Annotated in this window: 21 protein-coding genes; 4 read left to right on the top strand and 17 right to left on the bottom strand. The window is 58.7% G+C overall.

The genetic code is table 11. The features are described from left to right. Nucleotides 1-23 precede the first annotated feature (23 nt). Nucleotides 24-1,922, bottom strand: a complete 1,899-nt coding sequence (locus HD598_RS01995) for an AMP-binding protein (RefSeq protein WP_183663456.1) — start codon at nucleotides 1,920-1,922, stop codon at nucleotides 24-26. 183 nt (nucleotides 1,923-2,105) lie between these two features. Here HD598_RS01995 and HD598_RS01990 point away from each other — a divergent pair, with 183 nt between their 5' ends. Genes HD598_RS01990 through HD598_RS01975 form a run of 4 tightly spaced genes read left to right on the top strand, consistent with a single transcriptional unit; the run spans nucleotide 2,106 to nucleotide 6,419 of the window. After that, a complete protein-coding gene (locus HD598_RS01990; protein WP_183663453.1) occupies nucleotides 2,106-2,750 on the top strand; it encodes a GntR family transcriptional regulator in 645 nt (214 codons plus the stop codon). Nucleotides 2,751-2,799: 49 nt separating this feature from the next. Next, on the top strand, nucleotides 2,800-4,317 hold the full coding sequence (locus HD598_RS01985) for an MmgE/PrpD family protein (RefSeq protein WP_183663451.1): 1,518 nt from the start codon (nucleotides 2,800-2,802) through the stop codon (nucleotides 4,315-4,317). Between the two features lies 1 nt (nucleotide 4,318). Beyond that, a complete protein-coding gene (gene prpB, locus HD598_RS01980; protein WP_183663449.1) occupies nucleotides 4,319-5,248 on the top strand; it encodes a methylisocitrate lyase in 930 nt (309 codons plus the stop codon). Between the two features lie 28 nt (nucleotides 5,249-5,276). Then, on the top strand, nucleotides 5,277-6,419 hold the full coding sequence (locus HD598_RS01975) for a bifunctional 2-methylcitrate synthase/citrate synthase (protein WP_183663447.1): 1,143 nt from the start codon (nucleotides 5,277-5,279) through the stop codon (nucleotides 6,417-6,419). A 90-nt stretch (nucleotides 6,420-6,509) separates the two neighbouring features. Here HD598_RS01975 and HD598_RS01970 read toward each other — a convergent pair whose 3' ends face one another. The 16 genes from HD598_RS01970 to HD598_RS13390 form a co-directional block, all read right to left on the bottom strand. Beyond that, entirely contained in the window at nucleotides 6,510-7,808 is a 1,299-nt protein-coding gene (locus tag HD598_RS01970; protein ID WP_183663445.1) for a hypothetical protein, read from the bottom strand. 91 nt (nucleotides 7,809-7,899) lie between these two features. Then, nucleotides 7,900-9,300: a hypothetical protein gene (locus tag HD598_RS01965; RefSeq protein WP_183663442.1), complete on the bottom strand. Its 1,401-nt coding sequence runs from the start codon at nucleotides 9,298-9,300 to the stop codon at nucleotides 7,900-7,902. Nucleotides 9,301-9,305: 5 nt separating this feature from the next. Then, the gene (locus HD598_RS01960; protein WP_183663440.1) at nucleotides 9,306-9,836 is read right to left on the bottom strand and encodes an RNA polymerase sigma factor; all 531 of its coding nucleotides are present in this window, start codon (nucleotides 9,834-9,836) and stop codon (nucleotides 9,306-9,308) included. A gap of 135 nt (nucleotides 9,837-9,971) precedes the next feature. Beyond that, the gene (locus tag HD598_RS01955) at nucleotides 9,972-11,441 is read right to left on the bottom strand and encodes a hypothetical protein (protein WP_183663438.1); all 1,470 of its coding nucleotides are present in this window, start codon (nucleotides 11,439-11,441) and stop codon (nucleotides 9,972-9,974) included. A gap of 4 nt (nucleotides 11,442-11,445) precedes the next feature. Next, nucleotides 11,446-11,976, bottom strand: a complete 531-nt coding sequence (locus HD598_RS01950) for an RNA polymerase sigma factor (RefSeq protein ID WP_183663436.1) — start codon at nucleotides 11,974-11,976, stop codon at nucleotides 11,446-11,448. A gap of 148 nt (nucleotides 11,977-12,124) precedes the next feature. Next, nucleotides 12,125-13,246: a hypothetical protein gene (locus HD598_RS01945; protein ID WP_183663434.1), complete on the bottom strand. Its 1,122-nt coding sequence runs from the start codon at nucleotides 13,244-13,246 to the stop codon at nucleotides 12,125-12,127. Between the two features lie 139 nt (nucleotides 13,247-13,385). Further along, nucleotides 13,386-13,628, bottom strand: a complete 243-nt coding sequence (locus HD598_RS01940; protein ID WP_183663432.1) for a hypothetical protein — start codon at nucleotides 13,626-13,628, stop codon at nucleotides 13,386-13,388. A gap of 270 nt (nucleotides 13,629-13,898) precedes the next feature. Next, nucleotides 13,899-14,834, bottom strand: a complete 936-nt coding sequence (gene xerD / locus HD598_RS01935; RefSeq protein ID WP_183663430.1) for a site-specific tyrosine recombinase XerD — start codon at nucleotides 14,832-14,834, stop codon at nucleotides 13,899-13,901. Then, a complete protein-coding gene (locus HD598_RS01930) occupies nucleotides 14,831-15,301 on the bottom strand; it encodes an NUDIX domain-containing protein (RefSeq protein WP_260170465.1) in 471 nt (156 codons plus the stop codon). The genes xerD and HD598_RS01930 overlap by 4 nt, the downstream gene beginning before the upstream one ends. Further along, the gene (locus HD598_RS13395; RefSeq protein ID WP_260170464.1) at nucleotides 15,298-15,489 is read right to left on the bottom strand and encodes a hypothetical protein; all 192 of its coding nucleotides are present in this window, start codon (nucleotides 15,487-15,489) and stop codon (nucleotides 15,298-15,300) included. The genes HD598_RS01930 and HD598_RS13395 overlap by 4 nt, the downstream gene beginning before the upstream one ends. Before the next feature lie 66 nt (nucleotides 15,490-15,555). Then, nucleotides 15,556-17,274 carry a CTP synthase gene (locus HD598_RS01925; protein ID WP_183663428.1) on the bottom strand — a complete coding sequence of 573 codons (1,719 nt, stop codon included), beginning with the start codon at nucleotides 17,272-17,274 and terminating at the stop codon, nucleotides 15,556-15,558. Then, the gene (gene recN, locus HD598_RS01920) at nucleotides 17,271-18,998 is read right to left on the bottom strand and encodes a DNA repair protein RecN (RefSeq protein WP_183663426.1); all 1,728 of its coding nucleotides are present in this window, start codon (nucleotides 18,996-18,998) and stop codon (nucleotides 17,271-17,273) included. The genes HD598_RS01925 and recN overlap by 4 nt, the downstream gene beginning before the upstream one ends. After that, on the bottom strand, nucleotides 18,995-20,017 hold the full coding sequence (locus HD598_RS01915; RefSeq protein WP_183663424.1) for an NAD kinase: 1,023 nt from the start codon (nucleotides 20,015-20,017) through the stop codon (nucleotides 18,995-18,997). Before HD598_RS01915 ends, recN begins: the two co-directional genes overlap by 4 nt. A 109-nt stretch (nucleotides 20,018-20,126) precedes the next feature. Next, a complete protein-coding gene (locus tag HD598_RS01910) occupies nucleotides 20,127-20,921 on the bottom strand; it encodes a TlyA family RNA methyltransferase (protein WP_071893750.1) in 795 nt (264 codons plus the stop codon). Between the two features lie 243 nt (nucleotides 20,922-21,164). Next, nucleotides 21,165-22,220, bottom strand: coding sequence for an HAD-IIA family hydrolase (locus tag HD598_RS01905; protein ID WP_183663422.1), 1,056 nt, complete (start codon nucleotides 22,218-22,220; stop codon nucleotides 21,165-21,167). Continuing rightward, on the bottom strand, nucleotides 22,217-24,481 hold the full coding sequence (locus HD598_RS13390; protein ID WP_260170463.1) for a hypothetical protein: 2,265 nt from the start codon (nucleotides 24,479-24,481) through the stop codon (nucleotides 22,217-22,219). Before HD598_RS13390 ends, HD598_RS01905 begins: the two co-directional genes overlap by 4 nt. Nucleotides 24,482-24,633: the final 152 nt, after the last annotated feature.

Here is a 24,633-nt window from a genome sequence, read left to right as displayed (position 1 = left end):
TGTGCGAATCCGATCTCCGAGTCTTAGACCGCCCGAAGAATGCTGAGTAGCTCCTCGATCACGGAGGGATCCTCGATGGTGGACGGCACCACGTATTCCTCTCCGTCAGCGATCTGACGCATGGTCTTGCGAAGGATCTTGCCGGACCGAGTCTTCGGGAGTGCCCCAACGATGGCGACGTCTTTGAAATCAGCGACCGGCCCGATGTCCTGGCGAACCAGCCCAATGAGTTCTTTGCGCAGCTCCTCTTCGGGAATGTCCACGCCGGACTTCAGAACCACATAACCGGACGGCCGCTGGCCCTTGAGCGGATCTGCCACGCCAATGACGGCGCACTCCGCAACCGCAGGATGGCTGGCAACTACCTGCTCCATGGCGCCTGTGCTCAAACGGTGACCGGACACGTTGATCACGTCATCCGTGCGTCCCATCACGAACAGGTACTTATCTTCGTCAACGTACCCAGAATCCCCGGTGGTGTAGTAACCCGGGAACGCGTCCAAATAGGAGGACTTGTAGCGGTCATCGCTACCCCACAAAGTGGCGAGCGTTCCGGGAGGCAACGGGAGCTTGATCGCGATATTGCCTTCGACGTTGGGTTCGGTGAGATCCTCGCCGAAAGCATCCAGGATGCGCACGTCGTAGCCGGGAACAGCGAACGTGGGTGAACCGATCTTGCGTGGAAGTTCTTCAAGGCCAAACGGGTTGGAGGCGATGGGCCATCCGGTCTCCGTCTGCCACCAGTTATCGATCACGGGAACGCCGAGAGCATCTTCAATCCAGCGGCTCGTGTCCGGGTCCAGCCGCTCGCCGGCCGCAAAGAGTGCTTTGAGGGTTGGCCTGGGAGTGTTCTGGATGAATTCTCCGGCGGGATCGCTCTTGCGGATCGCCCGGAGCGCCGTGGGAGCCGTGAAGAGCACCTTCGCGCCGTGTTGAGAGACCACTCGCCAAAACGCTCCAGCATCCGGGGTTCCCACTGGTTTGCCTTCATACAGCACCGTGGTGGCGCCAGCGATGAGCGGTGCGTAAACGATGTAAGAGTGGCCCACCACCCAGCCCACGTCTGAAGCGGTGAACATGGTTTCACCGGGGCCAACGCCATAAATATTCTTCATGGACCACTGCATGGCCACGGTGTAGCCGCCGGAGTCGCGCACCACGCCCTTAGGCTTACCGGTGGTACCGGAGGTGTACAGGATGTAGAGCGGGTCCGTCGCCAGCACCGGCACTGCCGGATGCGGGGCAGCCGCTGACACCACGGCGTCGTAATCATGCCACTGAGCGCCCGCGGACGGAACACTCGACAAGGAGTTCTCGAAACCCTCGCGGTCCTTCACGAGAACGTGATTCACCTGATGGGTGGACATTTCCATCGCTTGGGAAACGTTGGGAAGGTACTCAACGCGACGGCTCGGTTCAATGCCACCGGACGCGGTAACAATCGCCTTTGGCTCAGCATCTTCAATACGAGCCGCCAGCTCCTTCGGTGCAAAACCTCCGAAAACCACAGAATGAATGGCGCCCAAACGAGCGCACGCCAGCATGGAAATGAGCGCCTCCGGGATCATCGGCATGTAGATGATGACGCGGTCCCCCTTGACCACACCGAGTTCTGCGAGCGCTCCCGCGGCCTTCTCTACTGCGGACAGGAGTTCGCGGTACGTGTAGGTGGTGACGGTGCCGAGGACGGCCGAGTCGTAGACGAGCGCGGCTTGATCCGCTCGTCCGCCAGCCACGTGGCGATCCAGCGCGTTCGAGGAGACGTTGAGCTCGGCTCCCGGAAACCAGCGGTACATCGGGGCCGACGATGAATCGAGTGCTTCGGTGGGCGGCACAGTCCACTCGATGTCCGCCGCTGCCTCCAGCCAGAACTGTCCGGGATCTTCTTGACTGCGTCGGTAAGTGGCTTCGTAGGTGCTCATGTAACCCTCCATCGGTCTGGTGCGCCATTGCGTGAGGACCAGCCTCAACCATGAGTTCACTCTATGAGCAACATCACACTCACTCAAGAGGTGTGTATACAAATTTTTGCCGTTTGCGCCGAAAGGTATCCGAATTGGGACGAAAGGTGTAGACGAATGCCACCTTCTGTATACAATGGTGGCATGAGAGCGAGTGATAAAGCGTATGAGACATTGCGCGACGAGATCCTCGACGGCACCATTTCTCCCGGCACCGTCCTGGGCGAGGTAGAGCAGTCGGAGCGACTCGGTGTATCCCGCACTCCCCTGCGCGAAGCACTTGCACGGCTGGCCGCGGAAGGACTCGCCATCCAGCAACGTGGCCGTGGAACCGTTGTCTCTGATGTCTCCTTGGACCATGTGGAGGATCTCTTTGAGCTTCGCTCAGCCCTTGAGGTTCAGGCCGCACGTTTGGCCGCGCGCCGCGTTACGGCGCAGCAAGAGGCATCCTTCCTAGAGCTGGCCTTGCGGTTTAGGACCGCATCCCAAGTCGATGCCGGCTTTGTTGCCACGGACTACTACGCGCTCGCGGCCTCCCTCGACGCGGCCATCGACGAAGCTGTCCGCAATGACTATCTAGCGAACGCTCTCAAAGGCCTTCGCACCCACCTTGCTCGCGTCCGCCGGCTTGCCCAAGACCAACCCACCCGACTCGCCGCCTCGGCTAGCGAGCACGCACTCATTGCCGAGGCCATCGCTCAGGGTTCGCCTGAACTGGCCGAAGCTGCCACTCGAGTGCATTTGAACCAATCGCTCCAGCACATCCAAAAACAAACCGCTCATTCGTGAGTGCCAGCCACAACATCTCTACCGCGTTAAAGCAATCGGAAAGGCAACAATGAAACTGCACGAAGTCCGGGTCTACAAGTCCGAAGAAAACCTGCCCCGTGAGGATCAGCTCGCGTACAAGATCGCACAGGTCGCCGCTGACCCAGTTGCTGTGACCGAAGATGTCACGGACATGATCATCAACCGCATCATTGACAACGCCTCCGTGGCGATCGCTTCCTTGAACCGTGGCCCCATTGTTGCGGCACGCGCTCAGGCCCTCACCCACGGACCATCCACCGGCGGCCAGGGTGCGGCGGTGTTCGGAATCTCTGAGAAGGTGTCCCCTGAGTGGGCAGCTTGGGCAAACGGCGTTGCCGTTCGTGAGCTGGACTACCATGACACGTTCTTGTCCGCCGAGTACTCCCACCCGGGTGACAACATTCCTCCTATCCTTGCCGTGGCCCAGCACGTCGGCGCTTCCGGCCAGGACCTGATCCGCGGCATCGCCACCGGCTACGAAATTCAGGTTGATCTGGTCAAGGCAATTTGCTTGCACAAGCACAAGATTGACCACGTTGCCCACTTGGGTCCATCGGCATCAGCAGGTATCGGCACGCTACTTGGCCTTCCGGTAGAGCAGATCTTCCAGGCTGTTGGACAGGGCTTGCACACCACCACGGCAACGCGCCAGTCCCGCAAGGGCGAAATCTCCACATGGAAGGCACACGCTCCGGCGTTCGCTGGAAAGATGGCCGTGGAAGCCGCCGACCGTGCCATGCGCGGCCAGACCTCCCCCGTGCCAATCTATGAAGGCGAAGACGGTGTCATTGCCTGGCTGCTCGACGGCCCGGATGCCCGTTACGAGGTTCCTCTTCCCGAAGCAGGCGAGGCAAAGCGCGCCATCCTGGACACGTACACGAAGGAACACTCGGCTGAATACCAGGCCCAAGCGTGGATTGACTTGGCCCGAAAGCTGCACCGCGAGCACCCCGAGGCTGCCGATGCTTCCAACGTTGCTTCCGTCCTCATCAAGACCAGCCACCACACGCACTATGTGATTGGCTCCGGCGCCAACGATCCTCAGAAGTACGATCCCACCGCGTCCCGCGAAACCTTGGATCACTCGATCATGTACATCTTCACGGTCGCTTTGCAGGATGGCGCGTGGCACCACGTTGACTCCTACGCCCCTGAGCGTGCGGCTCGCCCGGACACCGTGGAACTGTGGCACAAGGTCACCACGGAAGAGGACAAGGAATGGACGCGCCGCTACCACTCACTGGATATCAGCGAAAAGGCTTTCGGCGGCACCGTGGTCATCACCCTCAACGACGGCACCGTCATAGAAGATTCGATCGCAGTAGCTGACGCTCACCCGCTGGGCGCCAACCCGTTTGCTCGCGAGCAGTACATCAACAAGTTCCGCACCCTCGCTGAGGGCCTGGTGGAGCCAGCTGAAATCGATCGCTTCTTGGACACCGTCCAGCGCCTTCCAGAACTGAAGGCCGGCGAGCTCGATCAGCTCAACATTGTTGCCGCTCCGGGTGTCATTGACCTTGAAAGCGCCCCGAAGGGACTGTTCTAAAATGCTGTACTCCACCGTGACGCCGAATGAAAAGCGCAAAGCTTTTCGCGCGGCCGTACAACCGGGAGCTGCGGTGCAGTTCCCGGGGGCGTTCACTCCCCTGTCTGCCAAGCTCATTCAGGAAAAGCAGTTCCCGGGTGTCTACATCTCCGGCGCGGTCTTGGCCAACGAACTCGGTCTTCCCGATGTTGGTCTGACGACGCTTTCTGAGGTTGCTCAGCGCGGTCGCCAGATCGCCGATGCCACGGACCTGCCCACGCTCATTGATGCGGACACGGGCTTCGGCGAGCCGATGAACGTTGCCCGCACCATTCAGGAACTCGAAAACGCGGGGATCTCTGGCTGCCACATTGAGGACCAGTTCAATCCCAAGCGCTGCGGCCACCTGGATGGGAAGAACATGGTGGACATCAAGACGGCCACCATGCGCATCAAGGGTGCCGTGGATGGTCGCCGCGATCCCGACTTCGTGATCATGGCCCGCACGGACCTTCGCGCCGTCGAGGGTCTGGACGCAGCCATTGATCGCATGAAGGCACTTGTTGATTCGGGTGCTGACATGATCTTCCCGGAAGCGCTCAAGGATTTGAGCGAGTTTGAACGCGTGTGTAATGAGATCGACGTGCCGATCCTCGCCAACATGACCGAGTTCGGCAAGAGCGATCTCTACACGCGCCAACAACTCGCCGACGCCGGCGTTGCCATGGTGATTTACCCCGTCACTTTGCTACGTATCGCAATGGGAGCTATCGAGCGTAGTCTGGACACGATCGCCACCGAGGGTACGCAGCAAACCAAGGTCGAGGAAATGCTCACGCGTTCTCGCCTGTACGAACTCGTTGATTACGAGGCCTACAACCAGTTCGACTCCGGAATCTTCAATTTCAAGGTTCCGAGCCTGGACATTCAGACGAACAACGCGAATCTCTAGGGACGCGGAACAGGTAAAAGGAGAAATCATGACTGCAACTGAGGAGATCAAGAAGGGACTCGCGGGCGTCGTTGTTGACTACACCGCGATCTCGAAGGTCAATCCTGAGTCCAACTCGTTGCTGTACCGCGGTTACCCGGTGCAGGAGCTGGCTGCGCAAAAGTCCTTCGAAGAAGTAGCGCTGCTGCTCTGGAACGGCGAATTGCCCTCAGCCGAAGAGCTTGCCGAGTTCACGAGCTTCGAACGTTCCAACCGTGCGTTGGATGCAAACGTGAAGGCTGCCATTGACTTGCTGCCCACGAACTGCCACCCGATGGACGTGGGCCGCACCGCGGTCTCCGTGATTGGAGCGAACCACCCCAAGGCGGAGGACTCCTCCCCTGAGGCTGAGTTGGAGAAGGCGAAGCACCTCTTCGCGAAGTTCCCAGCCGTGGTTGCCTACGATCAGCGCCGTCGCCGCAATCAGGAAGTTGTCGAGCCACGGGAAGATCTAGATTATTCGCAGAACTTCTTGTGGATGACTTTCGGCGAAGAAGCCGCCCCCGAGGTCGTCGATGCGTTCCGCGTTTCGATGGTTCTCTACGCGGAGCACTCCTTCAATGCCTCCACGTTCACGGCTCGTGTGATCACCTCTACCCTCTCTGACTTGCACTCGGCCGTCACCGGTGCCATCGGCGCTTTGAAGGGCCCACTGCACGGTGGCGCCAACGAGGCCGTCATGCACACCTTTGACGAGATAGGCATCCGTAAGGAAGAAACCCGTGAAGAAGCGGCCACTCGCGCGAAGGCGTGGATGGAAGATGCGCTGGCCCAGAAGAAGAAGGTTATGGGCTTCGGTCACCGCGTCTACAAGAACGGTGATTCCCGTGTGCCGACGATGAAGGGCGCTTTGGACAAGATGATCGCGTACTACGGTCGCGACGAAATGCTGGGTCTCTACGACGGTCTTGAACAGGCCATGGATGAGGCCAAGTCCATCAAGCCAAACTTGGATTACCCGGCCGGACCCACGTACCACCTCATGGGCTTTGATACGGAGATGTTCACCCCGCTGTTCATCGCCGCACGCATTACCGGTTGGACCGCCCACATTCGTGAGCAGCGTGCCGCGAATGCCCTCATCCGCCCGCTGTCTGCGTACAACGGACCGGAAGAGCGTCACCTTTCGTAAGCACTGACTTACTTCTTGAAGTACGACGACGCCGCCTCGCCTCGGATTTCCGGGCTGAAGCGGCGTCGTCGTTCTGTAAGGGGAAAAGCTTTACTGAGCGGAGTTACCTTCGATCGTGAGGCTCTTGGCGAACTCCAACGAGTCCTTCCAAACTTGCGAGGCAAGGAATTCTTCCTTTTCGGCGTCGCTCTCGAAGCCGTACAACGGGCGCAACGTCGTGTCGAAGAATTGGTCACCGCCGAGGCTCATATAGCGCGGGAAGTCGCAATATTTTCCGCTGCTAGGGGTAGACGAGGGAATCAGCGACACCGAGGTGAACTCATTACCGTATTCGTCCTCGCTCGTGACGAGTGCCAGGGAGAGGTCCTGGTTCTCAAGTTGCGTACCTAGCGGCTCCGCCTTGTCGATTTCGTACGGCAAGGACGTATTGGGGCACAGCTTCAGTTCAGCCTCAGACGGTGTGGCCACCCGGTAGAGATGAAAAGCCGTCGCACCTGTCTTGTCAAAGAACCAAGCGTGATCTTCCGTGGTGTTGCCGACCTCCGAGGTCTTTGCTGAGACAGTCCAGTCACTTCTCATCTGACCGGTAAAACCTTGCTTTGACGCATCGAATGCTTTCCAGCTCGACGTGCTTGGGAATGCCCAGGTGACCCGGTTTGGGCCTACTAGCTTCTCAGGATCTGACACTGTAATCCCCTGAGCCTTCAGCCGGCTCACCATGAGTTCGGATGCGGGCGTGTTGTCGCTTCCTTGGAAGGTTCGGAGGTTCGGGTAGAAGTTCACTGAGGTGTTGTACTGAGCACCATCTTCGTCTTGTCGGCTCTCAACAAGCCAGCGCTTGCCATCCCATTGAGCAATGAGGATGATGGTGGGCACGTCTTGAATCTGGTCCTGTTGTTCATGCGCTGTGCGATCCGAAAGTCCGACGAAAGCCGCGTAGTCCTCGATACACCCCACAACTGGATTATCGGCGGACGTGCCATTGAAGGCGACCGGTTCGGCGTCTTTGCCTTGTTGGATCATGACCGTTTTTACGTCGAACTCGCGGCATGCTTCAGAGTCCTCCCAATAGACCTCAGGGTACGCTGGAGCCAGCCCGTTCGGCAACGATGTCTGGCTGCCACTTTGAGAAGGAGCGGACGAGGATGCACTCGTGGTTCCAGTGGCGTTTGAGGATCCCGCGGTGCTCGATGAACCTGCAGCGCTTGAGGACCCTTCAGTTCTTGAGCTTGTGGTTCCGCTGGGATTTTCGCCAGTTTGCGAGCCACCGTTGTTGAAGCCTAGTGGGTTGAATGCCCAAATGATTCCAATGACGGCCGCCACTGCCACTGCGGCAATCCAGACGGCGGGTCTGGTGTACCACGCTTGCTTGTGAACTTCGCTGTCCATACGTTGATCCACCTTTTCTCGGAAAGTGGGAATGAAGACTTGTTCTCGGGATTGGTTGTTGAGTGAGGAGCTGAAGGTCGGGTAGGTCGGACTAAGGAGTCATACTCACGTACGTCAGGTCCTTGGCGAATTGCACGAGATCCTTCCATTCTTGGGAAGCGAGGAACCCTTCTCGTTCTGACTCGGTTTCGAATCCGAACGGTAACCGCAGTGTGGGATCCACGTAGTATTCGTCTCCGAAATTCAACGCAACCGGAAGGTCGCAAACGTTTCCGCTTGTCGGAGCGTTCGCCGGAATCAGCTGTACGCTCGAGTTCTCGCCCGTGGTTGAGCCTTCAACGGTCACCAGGGCAACTGCGAGCGCACCGCTCTCCGCGCGTAAACTGATCGGTTCGGAGACGTCTATTTGATAGGTGTCCGCTGTCCCACCGCACACGAACATCTCGTCCGGATTTGCAGCAGTTCTGCGGCTCAGCTGAATTGCTGTGGATCCGTAGACATCAAACATCCGCACCTCATCTTGGGCGAACGTCCCATAGTCATTCGAGCGAACGGCGACAACCCAGTCCATGTTCTTTCCTCCGGTAAAGCCTTGCTCAGATGCATCAAAGCTCGTCCACCCGTTGGTCTCCTGCGGCGCCCAAGAAGCCCAATTTGGGCCTACGAGCTTTTGGGGATCGGAAACTGATATCCCGAGCTCCGCGAGTCTTGCGTCCATGCGTTCTGCGGCGGTTCCTTCCGCACGCTTCGGAAACGCACGTACTTCCGGGAAGAAGTCAACCGATGTGAGCTCTTCTCCACCGGAGTCGCTGGGGTGAGCTTTAACAATCCATCGGTCACCATCCCATTTGGCAATGTTGATTACTTTGGCTTTCCCTTGGAGTTGTTGATCAAATACCGCGCTTTCAGGCATAGAGATAAATGCTGCATATCCTTCGTGGCAGCCCACCACCAGATTGTTGTAAGGAGTGCCGTTGAGCGCTGCGGGTTTGCCACCTGAGAGGCTTTCAACCATCACGGTCGCGACGTCGAAGGCGTTGCATGCTTCCGAGTCCTCCCAATAAAGGTACGAGTGTGCCGGGAGTTGTCCGTTCGGAAGGATGGCCGCTCCTCCGTTAGGAACCGCAGGTGTTCCGGAGGCGGAGGGGACAGAGACATCGGACGTTTCGGATGCAGGCGCGCTGCTGCTCACTGCGCCGCCGGTGGTGTTGCCGCCTGGCAAGGTGTTGTTGGCGTTGATTCCAAATGGATTGAACGTCCACACCACCCCCACCACGGCGGCGGCCGCAACGCTCGCTATCCAGGTGGAGGGCTTGGCGTACCACGGTTTGTCTACCGGGCGTGTGTCCTCGCTGTGGTCCGGGCTCTCCACGAAAGTGGGGATAAAGGGCTGGGAGGAATCGGTGTGAGGTGAATCCAAGATCAGAGGACCCGGTGCCGAGATTCCCTGGGCAGGATCAGAAGCTTTCATGAGATTTTCGATGATGTCCATGGAATTCAGGCCTCCTTCGCGCTTCGCTGAGCAGTGGATGTGGTGGATGGATTCATGAGGTGCGCCGGGGCCTTCTTGGCGAAGGCTTGCCGAGCCCTGTTAAGCCGAGTGGCGGCGCTGCCTTCACTGCAGTCCAGCACCTTCGCTAGATCTGCTGCACGCAGTCCGTCCCAGTACGCCAGGATGAGAATTTCACGGTCCTTCTCCCGCAGCTGGTCAAGTACTTCGCCCACTTCGCCGCTGATCCCCGAATCATGAGGACTCCCAGTGAGGAGCGCGGATTCTTTGAGGCGGTCGCGCAAGCGAACTTCGCGATAGGAACCGCGCTGCATGTTCAGAATCAGATTCTTAGCTGTCACCACCAGCCAGGCGATATCAATGTTCGTGCCGGCTTGCTGCTTTTGCCACGCCACACGGAACACATCATTCGTTAGTTCATTGGCGTCGTCGACGTTGAACACACGACGGTAAATGAACCGCTGAACAGTGACCGCGTGGGCTTGATACAGCGCATCGATGTCGTGAGTAGTTTCCATGTCCACCCCCTACCCCTTCAGATGTTTCCCTGACACAGTGGTGACGGCAATTGTTAACTGCCGTCACCACTGTTTATGTCCATCAAAAGCCAAAATCTTTCGACGTTTTCAAAAGATTTTCGTTACGACATCTCGTTACTGTGCTGACCCGCTGACATAGGTGAGGCTCTTGGCGAATTGGACGGAGTCCGCCCACTCAACTGAAGCAAGAAATTCTTCCTGTTCCCCCTCTGATTCGAAGCCATAGGTTGGCCGAATGATGGAATTGACGTATTCGTCATTGCCGAAGCTGATGAATGCGGGAAGATCACAGGCTTTTCCGGTGCTCGGTGCCGAGGATGGAATGAGTCGGACAGCGCTGGTCTCTCGACCAAAAACGTCCGTGGTTGTTACCAGTGCCACGCTCAGTGCGTTGTCCTCACCACGCAGATCAATCTGCTGCTTGTCGTGCAGCAGGTAGGTCACGGCCGGATCGTTGCATTGAAGAAAGTCGTCTGGAGATGAAGTTGTCCAGCGTTCGAGCTGAATCGCGGTAGCACCGTAGGCGTCAAAGAGACGCACGCTGTCCACTTTGGGATCACGGACCGCGTTGGTTTTAGAGACGAGTGTCCAGTCGTTTCTCATATCCCCAGTGAAGCCTTGTTCAGAGGCTTCAAGTTCCGTCCAAACGCCTTCGACCTGTGGCGCCCAGGTAGCGGTGTTCGGCCCCACGAGCTGTTCAGGATCGCTCACCGAGATTTCCTGAGTCGCAAGCTGGGCGTCCATCCGTTCTTCAGCGGACTGTGCATCTGCGTCCGGGAATGATCGGAACTCTGGATAGAAGCCCACTGACGTCAAATACTCGGCGCCGTCAGCGTTCTGCCGGTATTTCACGACCCACTCTTCACCGTCCCATTCGGCAACGTAGATCACGAGAACTACGTCTTGCAGTTCCTGCTCGAAGTAGACCTTGTCCGTCAACCCCACGTACGTGGCGTATCCGTCGACGCAGCCAACAACCGGGTTATCTTCGGGAGACCCGTTAAGCGGTTCTGCCTCGCCCTGATAGCTGCTCTCCACCATCACGCTACCGATATTGAAAGCCTGGCACTGTGCCGAGTCTTCCCAGTACACGGAAGGATGCGCCGGCAACAGCCCGTTGGGAAGCGCGTTGACGCTCCCTCCAGTGGTGGCACTGGATGACGTGCTCGACGTACTCGCAGAACTAGCTGGCGCGGAGGAATTAGCGGAACTCGAGCTATTGGCGCTGGAGCCGCTTGTGCTCGAGCTATTGGTGACCGCGTCACCGGAGGCTGCCCCGCTTGTTGAGCTCACGCTGGAGTTATCTCCCGGCAGCGGATAGGTGTTGTTGAGACCAAAGGGGTTGAACACCCATACGGTTCCCACGACCGCGGCTGCGGCCACAGCGGCAATCCATACTGCCGGCTTCTTGTACCAAGACTTTTGTCCGTAATCGGTGTCTGTTGCCTGATCAGCGGTTTCCACGAATGTGGGAATGAAACCTTGCGATCCATCTGGGTGAGGTGGTTCCAAGTTGAGAGGACCCGGAGTGGGGATACCTCGAGCAGGATCTGAATTTTTCATAAGTTCTTCGATGCGATCCATGGTGTTACACCTCCTCCTTGCCGTGGCGCGTGGTGTGCGCGGTTGATGGATTCATGAGATGAGCAGGGGCCTTCTTAGCGAAGGCTTGCCGTGCCCTATTAAGCCGTGTGGCAGCGGTCCCTTCGCTGCAGTCCAGCACCTTCGCTAAATCTGCCGCTCGCAGTCCGTCCCAGTACGCCAGGATCAGGATCTCGCGATCCCGCTCGCGCAATTGGTCAAGTACTTCGCCCACTTCGCCGCTGATTCCCGAATCGTGAGGACGCGCTGTAAGGAGCGCGGATTCTTTGAGCCGGTCGCGCAAACGCACTTCGCGATAGGAACCGCGCTGCATGTTCAGAATGAGATTCTTAGCCGTGACCACCAGCCACGCGATATCAATCTCGGTGCCGGCTTGCCGCTTCTGCCACGCAACGCGAAACACGTCGTTGGTGAGTTCGTTCGCATCGTCAACGTTGAACACGCGGCGATAAATGAACCGCTGAACAGTGACCGCGTGGCGTTGATACAACGAATCAATATCCTGGACCGTATCCATGTCTGCCCCCTACCTCCTTCTCATCCTTGCAAAACGTGCGATGAAAGCAACCCCTCACGCAACGACGCAGCCCGCAACCCCTGACCAACTACAGCTGGCCTACGGTCGCAAGCTGCGCCGTCGTCATGAAGAGTGCACCTGAACTGAACTAACTGAATTGCAGGCTGCCAGCGAAGCGAACAATGTCCTGCCACGCAACTGACTTCGTGAAGGAATTGAGTTCTTTCTTGGAATCAAATCGGACACCACTCATGATGGTGGGATCCATGGAACCGTGGCCGTCGATGTTCAACCATCCGTTAAGGACACACAGTTCGCCGGACTTCGTTGCTGATCCAGGAAGCAACACCACTCGGTGGCTTACGATTCCCTCTTCGGTAATGGAAACGAGTGCCACTTTGACCTTCTCGCCGTTGGACGTCAGTCCCAACTCAGCGGATTTCACAATGCGGTAGTCCCCAATCGGCCCATTGCATTCGCTCGGAGTTTCTACCGAGGAATCGGTGTGGAACACGGACAGGTGATAATTGCCGAAGCGGTCCATGATCATGTCAGGTGTGCCCTCGGACCAAAGATTCCTGTAGATAGTCCAGTCATCACGAATCTCGGCGGACACGCCAGGCTGTCCGGGCAAATCTTGCCTCGACCACGAATCGGCCGGTTCGTTGGAGGTCCACATTGCGGTGTTCGGGCCCACAAGCTGATTCATGTTTGGAACCCAGATTCCCGCATTGAGGAGCTGGTCTTCCATTTCTTGTTCGAGCGCAGGTCCCGTGGCATTTGTTAAGGTGCGCAAGAACGGGTACGGCCAGACGTACGCAAAGTCCCCGTGCAGGGTCCATGCATCGCCGTCATGGTAGGCGAACATCACGCGAGTGTAGTCGCCGTCAATTTCATCCTCAGAGAGTTGCACGTAGTATTCCTCGCTCTTGTTGAGGAATGCCACGTACCCGTCAACGCAACCGAGCACTGGGCTGGAGGAATTCGTGTACGGACCATCGATGGACGCAAAGGAGAAGGAGGCGCAGGCCTCGTTATCGGCCCAGAAGACTGAGTCATGAGCCGACTGAAGTCCTTCAGGCAACTCGATGCCGACTTCTTCGACGGTCGCCGCCGGTGAGGAAGTAGAAGCTCCTGAAGCAAGTTGTGCCGGTGCAGTTGGAGCTGCAGCTGCTGCCGAGGGGATGAAGGATGCCGCGAGGAGCGAAGATACCGCTACGCCAGCAATGGCATTACGAATACGCCAATCTTGGGTGGAGTGTTCCGTCATGATCGTGCCTTTCAGAGAGAGCGCGAGGAGCTTTGTGTGCGCCCCGTCACTCTCTATATGTCTGACAAAAGTATTTTCTTGACACTAGCCAAGATAAATTTTTGATAACGACGACGACATCCCTGATTACCGCCGGGATCTACTGGGTGCGCTGCAGAGAATTAGCAAGACGAATCAGGTCAGCCCACTCCTGAGAGTCAACGAACTGGCTGACTTCATCCTCTGACACGAATCCGTAGAATCGGCCAAAATCCGCAGTCCACGAGCCGCTCGGTGTCTCGATAAGTTCCGGATAGTCGCACCCTGATCCCGTCACTGGCTGATCCTGCGGCAGGAATCGAAGATTCGTGCGCTCGTTGCCGTCAGTATCCGTGGTGGTCACAGCGCTAGATCATTGGACGCCGCAAGACCGTTAGTCAGAGGTGCTCGTGCGACCACACGGTCGGTGAGATCCTGGTTGAAGCATGGCGCTGATATAACGTGTTGACGTCTTGCTCATATTGAACGCTCACTACTCCCCCTTCGCTGGCGACCGGCCATCCCCATTGATAGCTACTCTGAGTCTTACTGCAGATATGTCCGACAGTCCGGAAAATCTGACAGTTCAACCCAAAGATTTTGGCGGCGATACTAGGGAGTGCGAAGGAGCGTGCTAGAGACGAGCTCTTGGGTGAGCGGACGCGTAGATTTCACGCAGCGTGTCCACGGTGACGTGCGTGTACACCTGAGTTGTGGTGACGGACGCGTGTCCAAGGAGCTCTTGAACCACGCGGACGTCCGCGCCGCCTTGAAGCAAGTGAGTGGCAAAGGAGTGCCGCATGGTGTGCGGGGAGACTTCCTTGCCGATCTGCGCGCGCTCGGCAGCGTGCTGAATGATGGTCCAGGCGGACTGTCGGGAGAGGCGCCCACCCCGGAGATTCAAAAAGAGCGCTGGGGTGCCTTTGCCCTTAGCAACAAGGAGCGGTCGCGTGCGCACCAAATAGTTATTGAGCGCCTCGAGGGCGAAACTGCCCATGGGAACAATGCGCTCTTTGGAACCCTTACCGCGAACGCGCACCATGCCAGGGCCAGGACCTTGCTGATCCACGAATACGTCATCCACATCCAGTGACACTGCCTCAGAAATACGTGCGCCCGTGGAATACAAGAACTCCAAGAGCGCCCTGTCACGAAGCCCGGCAGGCGTTTCGTTCTCGGTAGCTTCAAGAATGCGTCGCACTTCATCGATCGTCAGTGCTTTAGGCAGCCGCTGCCCCACAGAAGGTGGCTGGACCTCGGACGCTGGGTTATCCGTCGTCGTACCTTCGAGCACCCAAAATTTATGGAGCCCACGCACCGCAACCACCGTGCGCGCCGCCGAGCGTGCGCTCAGTGGGGCTCCCCCGTCCGCACCGTCGCGAATGTCTTGGGCGAACGTGGTGACCTCGGCGCGCGTGACATCTTCGGCGCGCTGAACGCCACGGTTCTCAAGAAACGCTACGTACCGCTCAAGATCGCGCCGGTAGGCGGCGACCGTGTTCTTGGCTAGCCCGCGCTCGATCGCGACGTGTTGAACGTAGGATTCAAGTTCGCGGCGCAGCTGATTCATGCGTCCTGAGCGCTGGGTGAAGTCTGATCGCGGAAGGCGGGGTGCGCACTCCAGTCAGCGTCCGGTTCGCGGAGCGCATCCAGGCCGCGCTGTTTGGCAACGAACAAGGCCATCAGTCCACTCACAGCGCTGGGGTTATGAATCCGGCCGTCCATCACTGCATCAAGCGCTTCGGCAAATTGCACCCAGCGAAGCTCCATGGAGGCTTCCTCACCGTCACGGGTGAAGCGCTCACTCTCTGGAATCTCATGGATTTCCTGTGCCAAGAAGATGCGCAACGCTTCGGCTGAGGAGCCCGGAGAGTTGAACTGATCCACCAGCACGTGCCACTCGTCGGCTCGAACATCGGCCTCTTCGAAGAGCTCGCGCTGCGCGGCGGTCAATGGATCCTCGCCGGCGATATCCAACAAACCTGCGGGCACTTCCCAAAGGTACATGCCCACGGGTTGCCGGTACTGCTCAATCATGAGGACACGGTCTTGCTCATCAAGAGCCACGACCGCCACGGCACCGGGGTGATCAATGTAGTCCCTGCCGAGAGTCTCACCGTGTCTGGGAACACGAACTTGTCATGAACAATGTTCCAGACACGGCCCTCATACACGACGGACCGCGAGGCCACTGGAAAGTTGACTGCGCGGTCCTGAATCGTCATGAGGAGAGTCTTCCTTGAGAGTTTTTGCAGCTGGCGGTTCTCACGTGGAAAACCGCCAGCGTCACACTACTTAGCTGCCGGAGCGTTGGCGGAAGTGCGGCTCTTCTGGTGAGCAAGGCCAGCCTTGATCAAACCAGCGAACAACGGGTGAGGACGCGTTGGACGCGAGCTCAACTCTGGGTGAGCCTGAGTTGCCACGTAGTACGGGTGCTTCTCAGCTGGAAGTTCCACGTACTCCACCAGCTTGCCGTCAGGAGAGGTTCCGGAGAAGACCAATCCTGAAGCAGCGATCTGATCGCGGTAGTCGTTGTTGACTTCGTAACGGTGACGGTGACGCTCGGAAGCTTCGGTCTTGCCGTACGCGTTAGCCACCACGGAACCCTTGAGAAGGTTTGCTGGGTAGAGGCCAAGGCGCATGGTTCCGCCCAAATCGCCGGCGCCTTCCACGAAGGACTTCTGCTCCGCCATGGTGGCGATAACAGGGACCTTAGTTTCAGGATCAAACTCGGTGGAGCTTGCACCCTTGAGGCCGGAGACGTTGCGTGCGTATTCGATGACCATGCACTGCAGGCCAAGGCAGAGGCCCAAAGTTGGGATGCCGTTTTCGCGCACGTACTTCAGGGCGCCGAGCTTGCCTTCGATACCGCGGATACCGAATCCACCAGGAACACAGACGGCGTCAACGCCAGCGAGGGCCTTCTTGGCACCTTCTGGGGTCTCGCACTCGTCCGACTTCACCCAACGAACATTGACCTTGGCGGAGTTCGCAAAGCCACCGGCGCGCAGGGCCTCGGTCACGGAGAGGTATGCGTCTGGAAGGTCAATGTACTTGCCCACCAAAGCAACTTCGATCTCATGCTTAGGGTTGTGCACGGCGTCGAGGAGCTTGTTCCACTTGGACCAGTTGACGTCCTTGAACTTCAAGCCGAGCGCCTGAACAATGTAGGCGTCCAAGCCCTGACGGTGAAGCTCTACGGGGATGTCGTAAATGCTCGGCGCGTCAGCGGCGTTGACCACTGCTTCTTCGTCGACGTCACACGTACGGCCGATCTTTGCGCGCATCTCATCCGGGATTGGACGGTCAGAGCGGATCACCAGAGCGTCAGGCTGAATGCCGATAGAACGCAAGGTCGCAACAGAGTGCTGCGTTGGCTTGGTCTTGAGTTCCTGGGATGGGCCGATGAACGGAACCAACGAAACGTGCAGGAAGAACACGTTGTTGCGGCCAATGTCCTGGCGGACCTGACGTGCGGACTCGAGAAACGGCTGGGATTCGATGTCACCCACGGTGCCACCGATTTCGGTGATGATCACGTCGGGGGCCTTCTTGCCCTCGGCTGGAAGGCGCATACGGCGCTTGATCTCATCGGTGATGTGAGGGATGACCTGCACGGTGTCGCCAAGGTAGTCGCCGCGGCGTTCCTTCTCGATGACCGTCGAGTACACCTGACCGGTGGTTACATTGGCGGAACCGTCAAGGTTCTCATCCAAGAAACGCTCGTAGTGTCCAATGTCGAGGTCAGTTTCAGCACCGTCATCCGTGACAAACACTTCGCCGTGCTGGAAGGGATTCATTGTGCCTGGATCCACATTCAAGTATGGATCTAGCTTCTGCATCGTGACAGAGAGTCCGCGTGCGCGGAGGAGATGTCCAAGGCTTGAGGCACTGAGCCCCTTACCGAGGGAGGAGGCAACGCCTCCCGTGACGAAGATGTGCTTCGTCTGCTCGTTGGAACGGGAAAAACGGGAATTAGTTCGTTGCACCACGGAATTCGAGCCTATCACTGTTGATTCTCCGCACGAGCATCCTGCAGGAGCTCTTTTGCGTGTGCTTGCGCGGATTCAGAGTCTTCTTGCCCGGCAAGCATGCGGGCAAGCTCACTAATTCTTTCATCTTCGGTCAATAATGCGATATCACTGGCTGTGACACCACTCTCACTCGAAGATTGCTTGATGACGCGCACGTGTCGATCCGCGTAGGCCGCCACTTGCGGAAGGTGGGTCACCACGATCACCTGAACGTGCTGTGCGAGCCGCGCGAGGCGACGCCCAATATCCACGGCTGCCTTTCCGCCGACTCCCGAGTCCACTTCGTCGAACACGAACGTCGGTACCGGATCAGTACTCGCGAGCACCACTTCCAGAGCCAGCATGACGCGCGAAAGCTCACCGCCGGAAGCTCCCTTGCCCAGCGGTCGCGGCCCGGCCCCGGCATGCGGTTTGAGCAGCATGGACACGGTGTCCGCTCCGTAGCGGTGGGGTTCGGCTTCTTCCACTACGACGACGAGGCTTGCGTCCGGCATGGCCAGCCCCCGAAGTTCGGTGGTCACCCGGGCAGCCAGATCCTCCGCGGCAGCTTGGCGCAACGCGGTAAGCGCCTTGCCGAGAGTGTCTCGTTGAGCCGTGAGCTCTTCGATACGCGCCGCGAGTTCATCGATGCGCAGTGTGTCATCGCCGAGCTCGAGGGAGCGTTCGCGAGCAAACCCTGACCATTCGAGGACCCCGTCGATCGTTGGCGCGTATTTCTTGGTCAGTCCGTTGAGCGCGGCCCGCCGCGTTTCCACTTCAGCAAGCCGTGCAGGTCCTTCGGAGTCCAGGGAGCTCGCGTAGCTTGCGAGGTCACTCGACAGATCCGCCATGAGGTAGCCGATTTCAGCAAGGCGGTCTGCGAGCGCTTTGATCTCAGGATCATCCTCGCTGACCATCTCAAGCACACGCTTGCCCTCGTTGACGAGCGAGGTGGCGTCGACGCCTTCGGCATACTCCTCGGCCACGAGTGCCGTGTGAGCGCTCATCGCGGCCGTGCGGAGGCCTTCTACGTTGGCTAGCTTGGTGGCCTCTGCTTTGAGTGCTTCATCTTCGCCGGGCTGCGGATCCACGGCGTCGATTTCTTCGAGTGCTACGCGAAGGGTCTCGGCTTCGAGCGCTCGTTCTCGGGCTTGCGTGACGAGTTCGTCGCGTAGCTGCTGAGCGTTTCGCAGCTCGTCCCAAACGTGCTGGTACTCGGCGAGCTTGGCAGCCAGATCTGGTCCCGCGAAACGGTCCAGAGATTCCCGTTGTTCGGTGGCACCTTTGAGGCGTAACTGATCGGACTGGCCGTGCACAGCCACTAGCGCATCCCCGATTTCGCCCAGCACGCCAATCGGAGTGGTGCGCCCACCCACGGTGGCTTTGCTTCGCCCCTCGGACGTCACGGAGCGTGAGAGCACGAGGTGAGCTACGGCGTCGTCCGCTTCCGAGTCAGTGTCATAGGTACCGCCCGCATCCGTCGCCCGCACAGCAATATCGCTGTTGGCGTGCGTCTGGATGATCGCTTCGACGGAAGCGTTCTTCGCTCCGTGGCGGACGGAGCCGGCGTCAGCGCGCTTACCAGTCAAGAGCGCCAAAGCTGAGGTCACCATGGTTTTGCCGGCGCCAGTTTCACCGGTCACTACGGTGTAGCCAGGGCCAAGCGGCAGCACGGCGTGCTCAATGACGCCGAGATCCCAAATACTGATTTCTTCGATCATGGCGTGTTGTTGTGATGCCCCGGTAGGTATTGGAGTCGTTCGGTGTTGTGCGGCGGTTCCACCACGTCAGCTTCGCGGATCACAGGAATTGCCGTGGTCGGCGTATCCCGTGACGTGGTAGGGACGGGTCCGCGCCAGCCCTTGATGGGCAATTCGAATTTGCGAACGAGGCGTTCGGCGAACGGTGTTTCGCTCAAGCGGGCTAGGCGCACGGGGAAGGCGGAGCGAGTCACTTCTACGCGGGCGCCCGGGGGTAATTCGACGGTGCGTCGACCATCGCACCACAAAACACCCTGAGCATCCGTCCGGGTGAGCACTTCGACCGCCATGGTGGAGGCTGGAGAGACCACTAGCGGCTTTGCGAACAGCGCGTGAGCCGCAATCGGGACCATCACCAACGCGGACACCTCTGGCCACACCACAGGTCCTCCAGCAGAAAACGCATACGCCGTGGAACCGGTGGGGGTTGCCATGACCACACCGTCGCAACCGAAGGTGCTGATGGGGTTGGCGTCTACTTCAATAACCACTTCGAGCATGCGCTCTCGGTCTGCTTTTTCGACGGTTGCTTCATTGAGCGCCCACGTGTGAGCGATCTTCTGGTGGTCAAGCCACACTTCCACGTCAATGGTCATGCGCTCTTCCACGACGTATTGACGATTGACGACTCGCTGCACGGCCTGAGTGAGCTCAGTGTGCTCGCTCTCCGCGAGGAAACCTACGTGCCCCAGATTGACGCCCAACATCGGCGGGTTGGCGTCGCGAACGATCTCAGCGGAACGCAGAATGGTGCCATCTCCACCAAGGACCATGCCGAGTTCGATCTCGTCGAGTGGCACATCCCGATCCAGAACTTTAACCACGTCAACGAGGCTCGGTTCTGCTTCCAGAATGCAGTCAAGATCAGCGGCGCGAATCACGGGCATCAAACCGGCGGAAACAAGCTGGTGGCACGTGTCTACGGCCGATTGAACTGCCTCGCTTCGACCAGTGTGCGCGAGGACCAAAATGTGCCGCATTCGTGCCTTTCCATTCGAAGCTACGTTCCATTCAGTATGAAACTCTAACCTCTGTCAGTTTCGATCCGGGAAATCTGTTGCTCGTCATTCAGTTCAAGCGTGGTTCAGGTCAAGAATAGTCAAGTTGTTCCAGCATTAGGCTGAGATCCGCTTCGGGCCGCGTTTCTGTGGAAACCGTGAACCAGGCAAAGAATTCACGGTTGCCATCTTGACCCGGCAACGGGCTTCGCTCGAGCCGGTTCACACGCAATCCAACCTCCTGAGCGCGCGTCACCACTCGTTCTACGGCCCGGCGGCGCTGTTCGGGCGAGCTGACCACGCCGTCTCTTGCGAGAGCCTCGCGGCCCACTTCAAATTGGGGCTTGATCATCAGTACGACGTCGCCGCTCGGCTTAGTTGCCTTCGCTAGCGGCTCCAGGACAAGGTTGAGCGAAATAAAAGAAAGATCGCCAACCGTCAGGTCTACTGGCCCGCCGATATCTTCCGGGTTCATGTAGCGAACGTTGAGTCCTTCGTACACATGAACACGATCGTCGTGGCGAAGTTCGTCCACGAGCTGCCCGTGCCCCACGTCCACGGCTGCGACCTCCCGAGCTCCTCGTCGGAGCAACACATCCGTGAATCCGCCCGTGCTGGCCCCCGCGTCGAGGCACCGCTTTCCTGCCACGGTGATGTCTTGAAGTGCTTCGAGTGCTCCGTGGAGTTTGTGGCCGGCGCGAGAGACAAACTGGGTCGTCTCATTCTCGGCGACGTCTAGGACGTCAGATTCCTCGACGGACTGCGATGCTTTCGTTGCGGTCACACCGTTGATGGACACCGTTCCCTCGGCGACGAGTTTCGCCGCAACCGTTCGAGAGCGCGCGAGGCCTCTCGCCACGAGCGCTTGATCGAGGCGTTCATTCACGGTGATCCTTACAACGAAAAGTGCGGTCAGGGATGGGTGGCTGCAGGTTCGCTAGGGTCGTTCTAGCTAGAAGCGTGTGGACCCTGTGGGGATCGGTTCAGGTGAGCCTGGAGGTCATCGAGGATCTTGTGATATTCCTCAGGACGGCCTTCCAAGGGGCTCTTTCCTAGTTGGTTTGCACGGTCGATCAGTTCACTGAGTGCTGGATCGTTAATGCGGATCGCTTCCTTTTACTGCGAGTTCTTATGGGACAAAAACTATGTGGGGACTGCGTTGCTCCGGCTGGTGCGGAACGGCATTCCAGTACGCAGCACACGCTGCGCGCCAGGCTCTGACGTCCTGCTTGCCGGAGTTCGGTGAATCCCCCACTAGCGTTATCGTTTCACTTTCAGGATCGAATTCCGCCGTCCAGGGCCCGCATGTCCAGGAATTATGAGCGTCTTCGGAGGCTGGTTCGGCGGGCTCGTACGTTTCGAAAAGCTCGGTGAGGGTGTTCAGGATGAACGTGGGACGCTCTTCCGTAACAGCTGCCAGTGCAGTCTCCACCGAGTCGATGCCCGTGAGCACTAAGACGGTGGGAATGTTGGCAGCATTGCCGCCCCTGATGTCCGTATCAAGTCGATCGCCCAAAACCACTGGCTTCGAGGCATTCAGTTGTCGAGCAGCCTGATTGAACATGACGGGTTCCGGTTTTCCGGCGACCACTGGCCGCTTTCCCGTCGCCATCGCCACAGCGTTGACCAGTGCTCCGTTACCGGGAGCGATGCCTTCCGCACGTGGAATGGTGAAGTCCGTATTGGTGGCCACCCACAGCGCTCCGCGGTTGATGGCGAAGGAGGCGTTCGCCAAATCTAGCCAGGACAACGACGGATCAAAGCCCTGAATCACCGCGCCGTATGTGAGGGTGCCGTCAGCCTCTTGAGCACGCACCGCGGTAAACCCGGCTTTTCGCACCTGTTGTTCTAGGTAGGCGGAGCCGGCCACCACAACGGTGCCGAGCTGTTGCGGAGTCTGACCGAACCGTGCAACTTCATCCACCAGTAGTTGTACGCCAGCATCAGCTGAGCCAAGCACGGTGTCCTCAGTAGCCGGCGCACCAAGCTCTTGCAGATGTTCGGCCACTTGACGCGGTGAACGCGACGCGTTGTTCGTAATGAAAGCTACGTGCAACCCGCGCCGGGCGCATTCCTGAAGCGCTTCAGGCGCTCCAGGAATTGCGCCGGCACCGGCGTACACCACCCCGTCCAAATCGGACAGAACGGCATCAAAACGCTCAATCAGAGCATCTGATTGAGTCACTTTTCAGTAGGCTCGTCTGATTCAGGAGCGGCCACGAAGCTCTCCGAGTCGTCCTCAGAATCATCCTGATCAGACTCTTCATCGTCAGATTCCTCGTCATCCGAGTCTTCATCCTCTGAATCTTCGTCGTCAGATTCTTCACCGGACAGGACGTCGTCGGACTCGAAGTCGTCCTCGTCCTCGTCCTCAATGTCATCGCTTGACGCGTTGTCGCCTTCGTAACCGTTGCCGTAAGCGGAAGGAGCGCCGGTAGCTTCGGCATCATCCGACTCGCCCGGCGTGTCCTGAGCGCCTTCGCGGTCTTCAGCTGCGTCGTCGTCCTCAACGAGGTCAACGATCTCTGGCTCCTCAAATTCACCCATACCCAAAGCAGACTCGGCCACCTTGATCTGGTTACGCCACTTCACGGCGTCCTCAGCGCGATCAGCTTTCTCAAGGACGTCTGCGTAAGCCTCAAACAAGCGAGGGCTGAAAGAGAATGCGCGGTTGATATCCAACTGAGGAATCTCCAGCTCGGCGATGGCAGCCTCAAGGTTGCCAAGGTCCTGCTGAGCACCCGAAGCAACAATCGCAAGCTCCACCTTGGTAGGAACGTCGAGCTCCTCCGCAGCCTCGCTGTGAATCGTCTCGAGAGCCTTTTCAGGTCGACCCAATCCGCGTTCGCAATCGGCCATGAGAGCCAAGTGAATGTTGGAGCCGCTAATGCGACGGAACGTGCGCAGTTCGCGCAGCGCCTCGTGGTAATCGCCCTTGTTGTAGGCCGTGAGGCCCACAGCTTCGCGAACCACGGCAACGCGGCCGCCACGGCGGCTTGCAGCAATAGCGTGCTCGTACGCCATCTCCGGATCTTCATCCATGAGACGGCCAGCCATCACGAGGTGCTTAGACACCCACTCAACGTTCTTGTCATCGAGGTAACGAAGCTCGGCGCGCGTAAAGCGGTCAAGCTCCTTGCCCGTCACGTCAGCATCAATATCTGGGGACTTGGGACGGTCCGGACGGTTGGACGAACGCAAATCCGCTGGATTGTGCGTGCGCTGGCCCCGCTCGCCATCATCGAATGGACGGTAGCCTGGGCGGTCTTCGCGAACGAAGGTCGAATCCCGATCATCACGGTTGAAATCATCGCGCGAACGGCCTGACTCCTGCTTGCGGAATCGTGGCTGCTCAGGGCGTGAACCGCGCTCTTGGTCATCGCGAGGAGCGAAGTTGCGTGGGCCGCGGTTGTCACGATCACCAAACGACGGACGGTCACCGCGGTCTTCACGGCGCTGGAACGGACGATCTCCACGATCCTCACGCGACTTAAAACCACCACGGTCATTGCGATCACCGAAAGATGGACGGCCGCCACGGTCATCACGACGAGGGCCACGGTTGTCGCGGTCACCAAACGACGGACGGTCACCGCGATCGTCACGACGAGGGCCACGGTTGTCGCGGTCACCAAACGATGGGCGGTCACCGCGGTCTTCACGACGCTGGAACGGACGATCCCCACGATCCTCACGCGGCTTGAAACCACCGCGGTCATTGCGATCACCAAACGACGGGCGATCTCCACGGTCTTCACGACGCTGGAACGGACGATCCCCACGATCCTCACGCGGCTTGAAACCACCGCGATCGTTGCGGTCACCGAAGGACGGACGGCCGCCGCGGTCATCGCGACGCTGGAAACCTTCACCACGGCTGTCGCGGTTACCGAACGAACGGCGCTCTCCCCCACCGGCACGATCATCGCGACGCTGGAAGCCACGGTCGTTGCGGTCGCCGAAGGACGGACGCTCGCCACGATCTTCACGCGGCTTGAATCCACCACGGTCGTTACGATCACCAAACGACGGACGGCCACCGCGATCATCGCGACGCTGGAACGGACGATCTCCGCGATCCTCACGCGGCTTGAAACCGCCACGGTCGTTGCGGTCGCCGAACGATGGACGGTCGCCACGATCGTCGCGGCGCTGGAAACCTTCACTGCGGTCATCGCGACGCTGGAAGCCTCGCTCGCCGCCGCCTTGGCTTTCTCCGCGGAAGCCCTGACCGCGATCTTCGCGGCCACCTTCACGTGAGCCGCTGAAGCCGCGGTTTCCGGAGAATCCACGACGATCGTTGGACTCGTTGCGGTCGCCTCCGCTTCGTTGCGGGCGATCTCCGCGTGCTACAAATTCTCGCCTCGGCCGATCCGAGCGGGAATCACCCGACTCTCGACGCCGCTCGTTGGCGGCGTCGTTATTCTCGGAATCGTGACGTGACATGTAAAACCTTTCGAAGGAAAACGGGAAAACTCCCGGTGAACTCCCTAAATTCTAGTGCACTGAGCGAATTTGCGCCGGGGAACAGCCGTTCGGGTAAAAGATGCATCGCTTCTCACAGCCATGTCCGATTTCCGCTAGCGCAGATCTCTCTA

Origin of the sequence: Neomicrococcus aestuarii (assembly GCF_014201135.1) — a bacterium.
GTDB classification, from domain to species: Bacteria; Actinomycetota; Actinomycetes; order Actinomycetales; family Micrococcaceae; genus Neomicrococcus; species Neomicrococcus aestuarii.
This window is presented reverse-complemented; position numbering and strand designations above follow the sequence as displayed.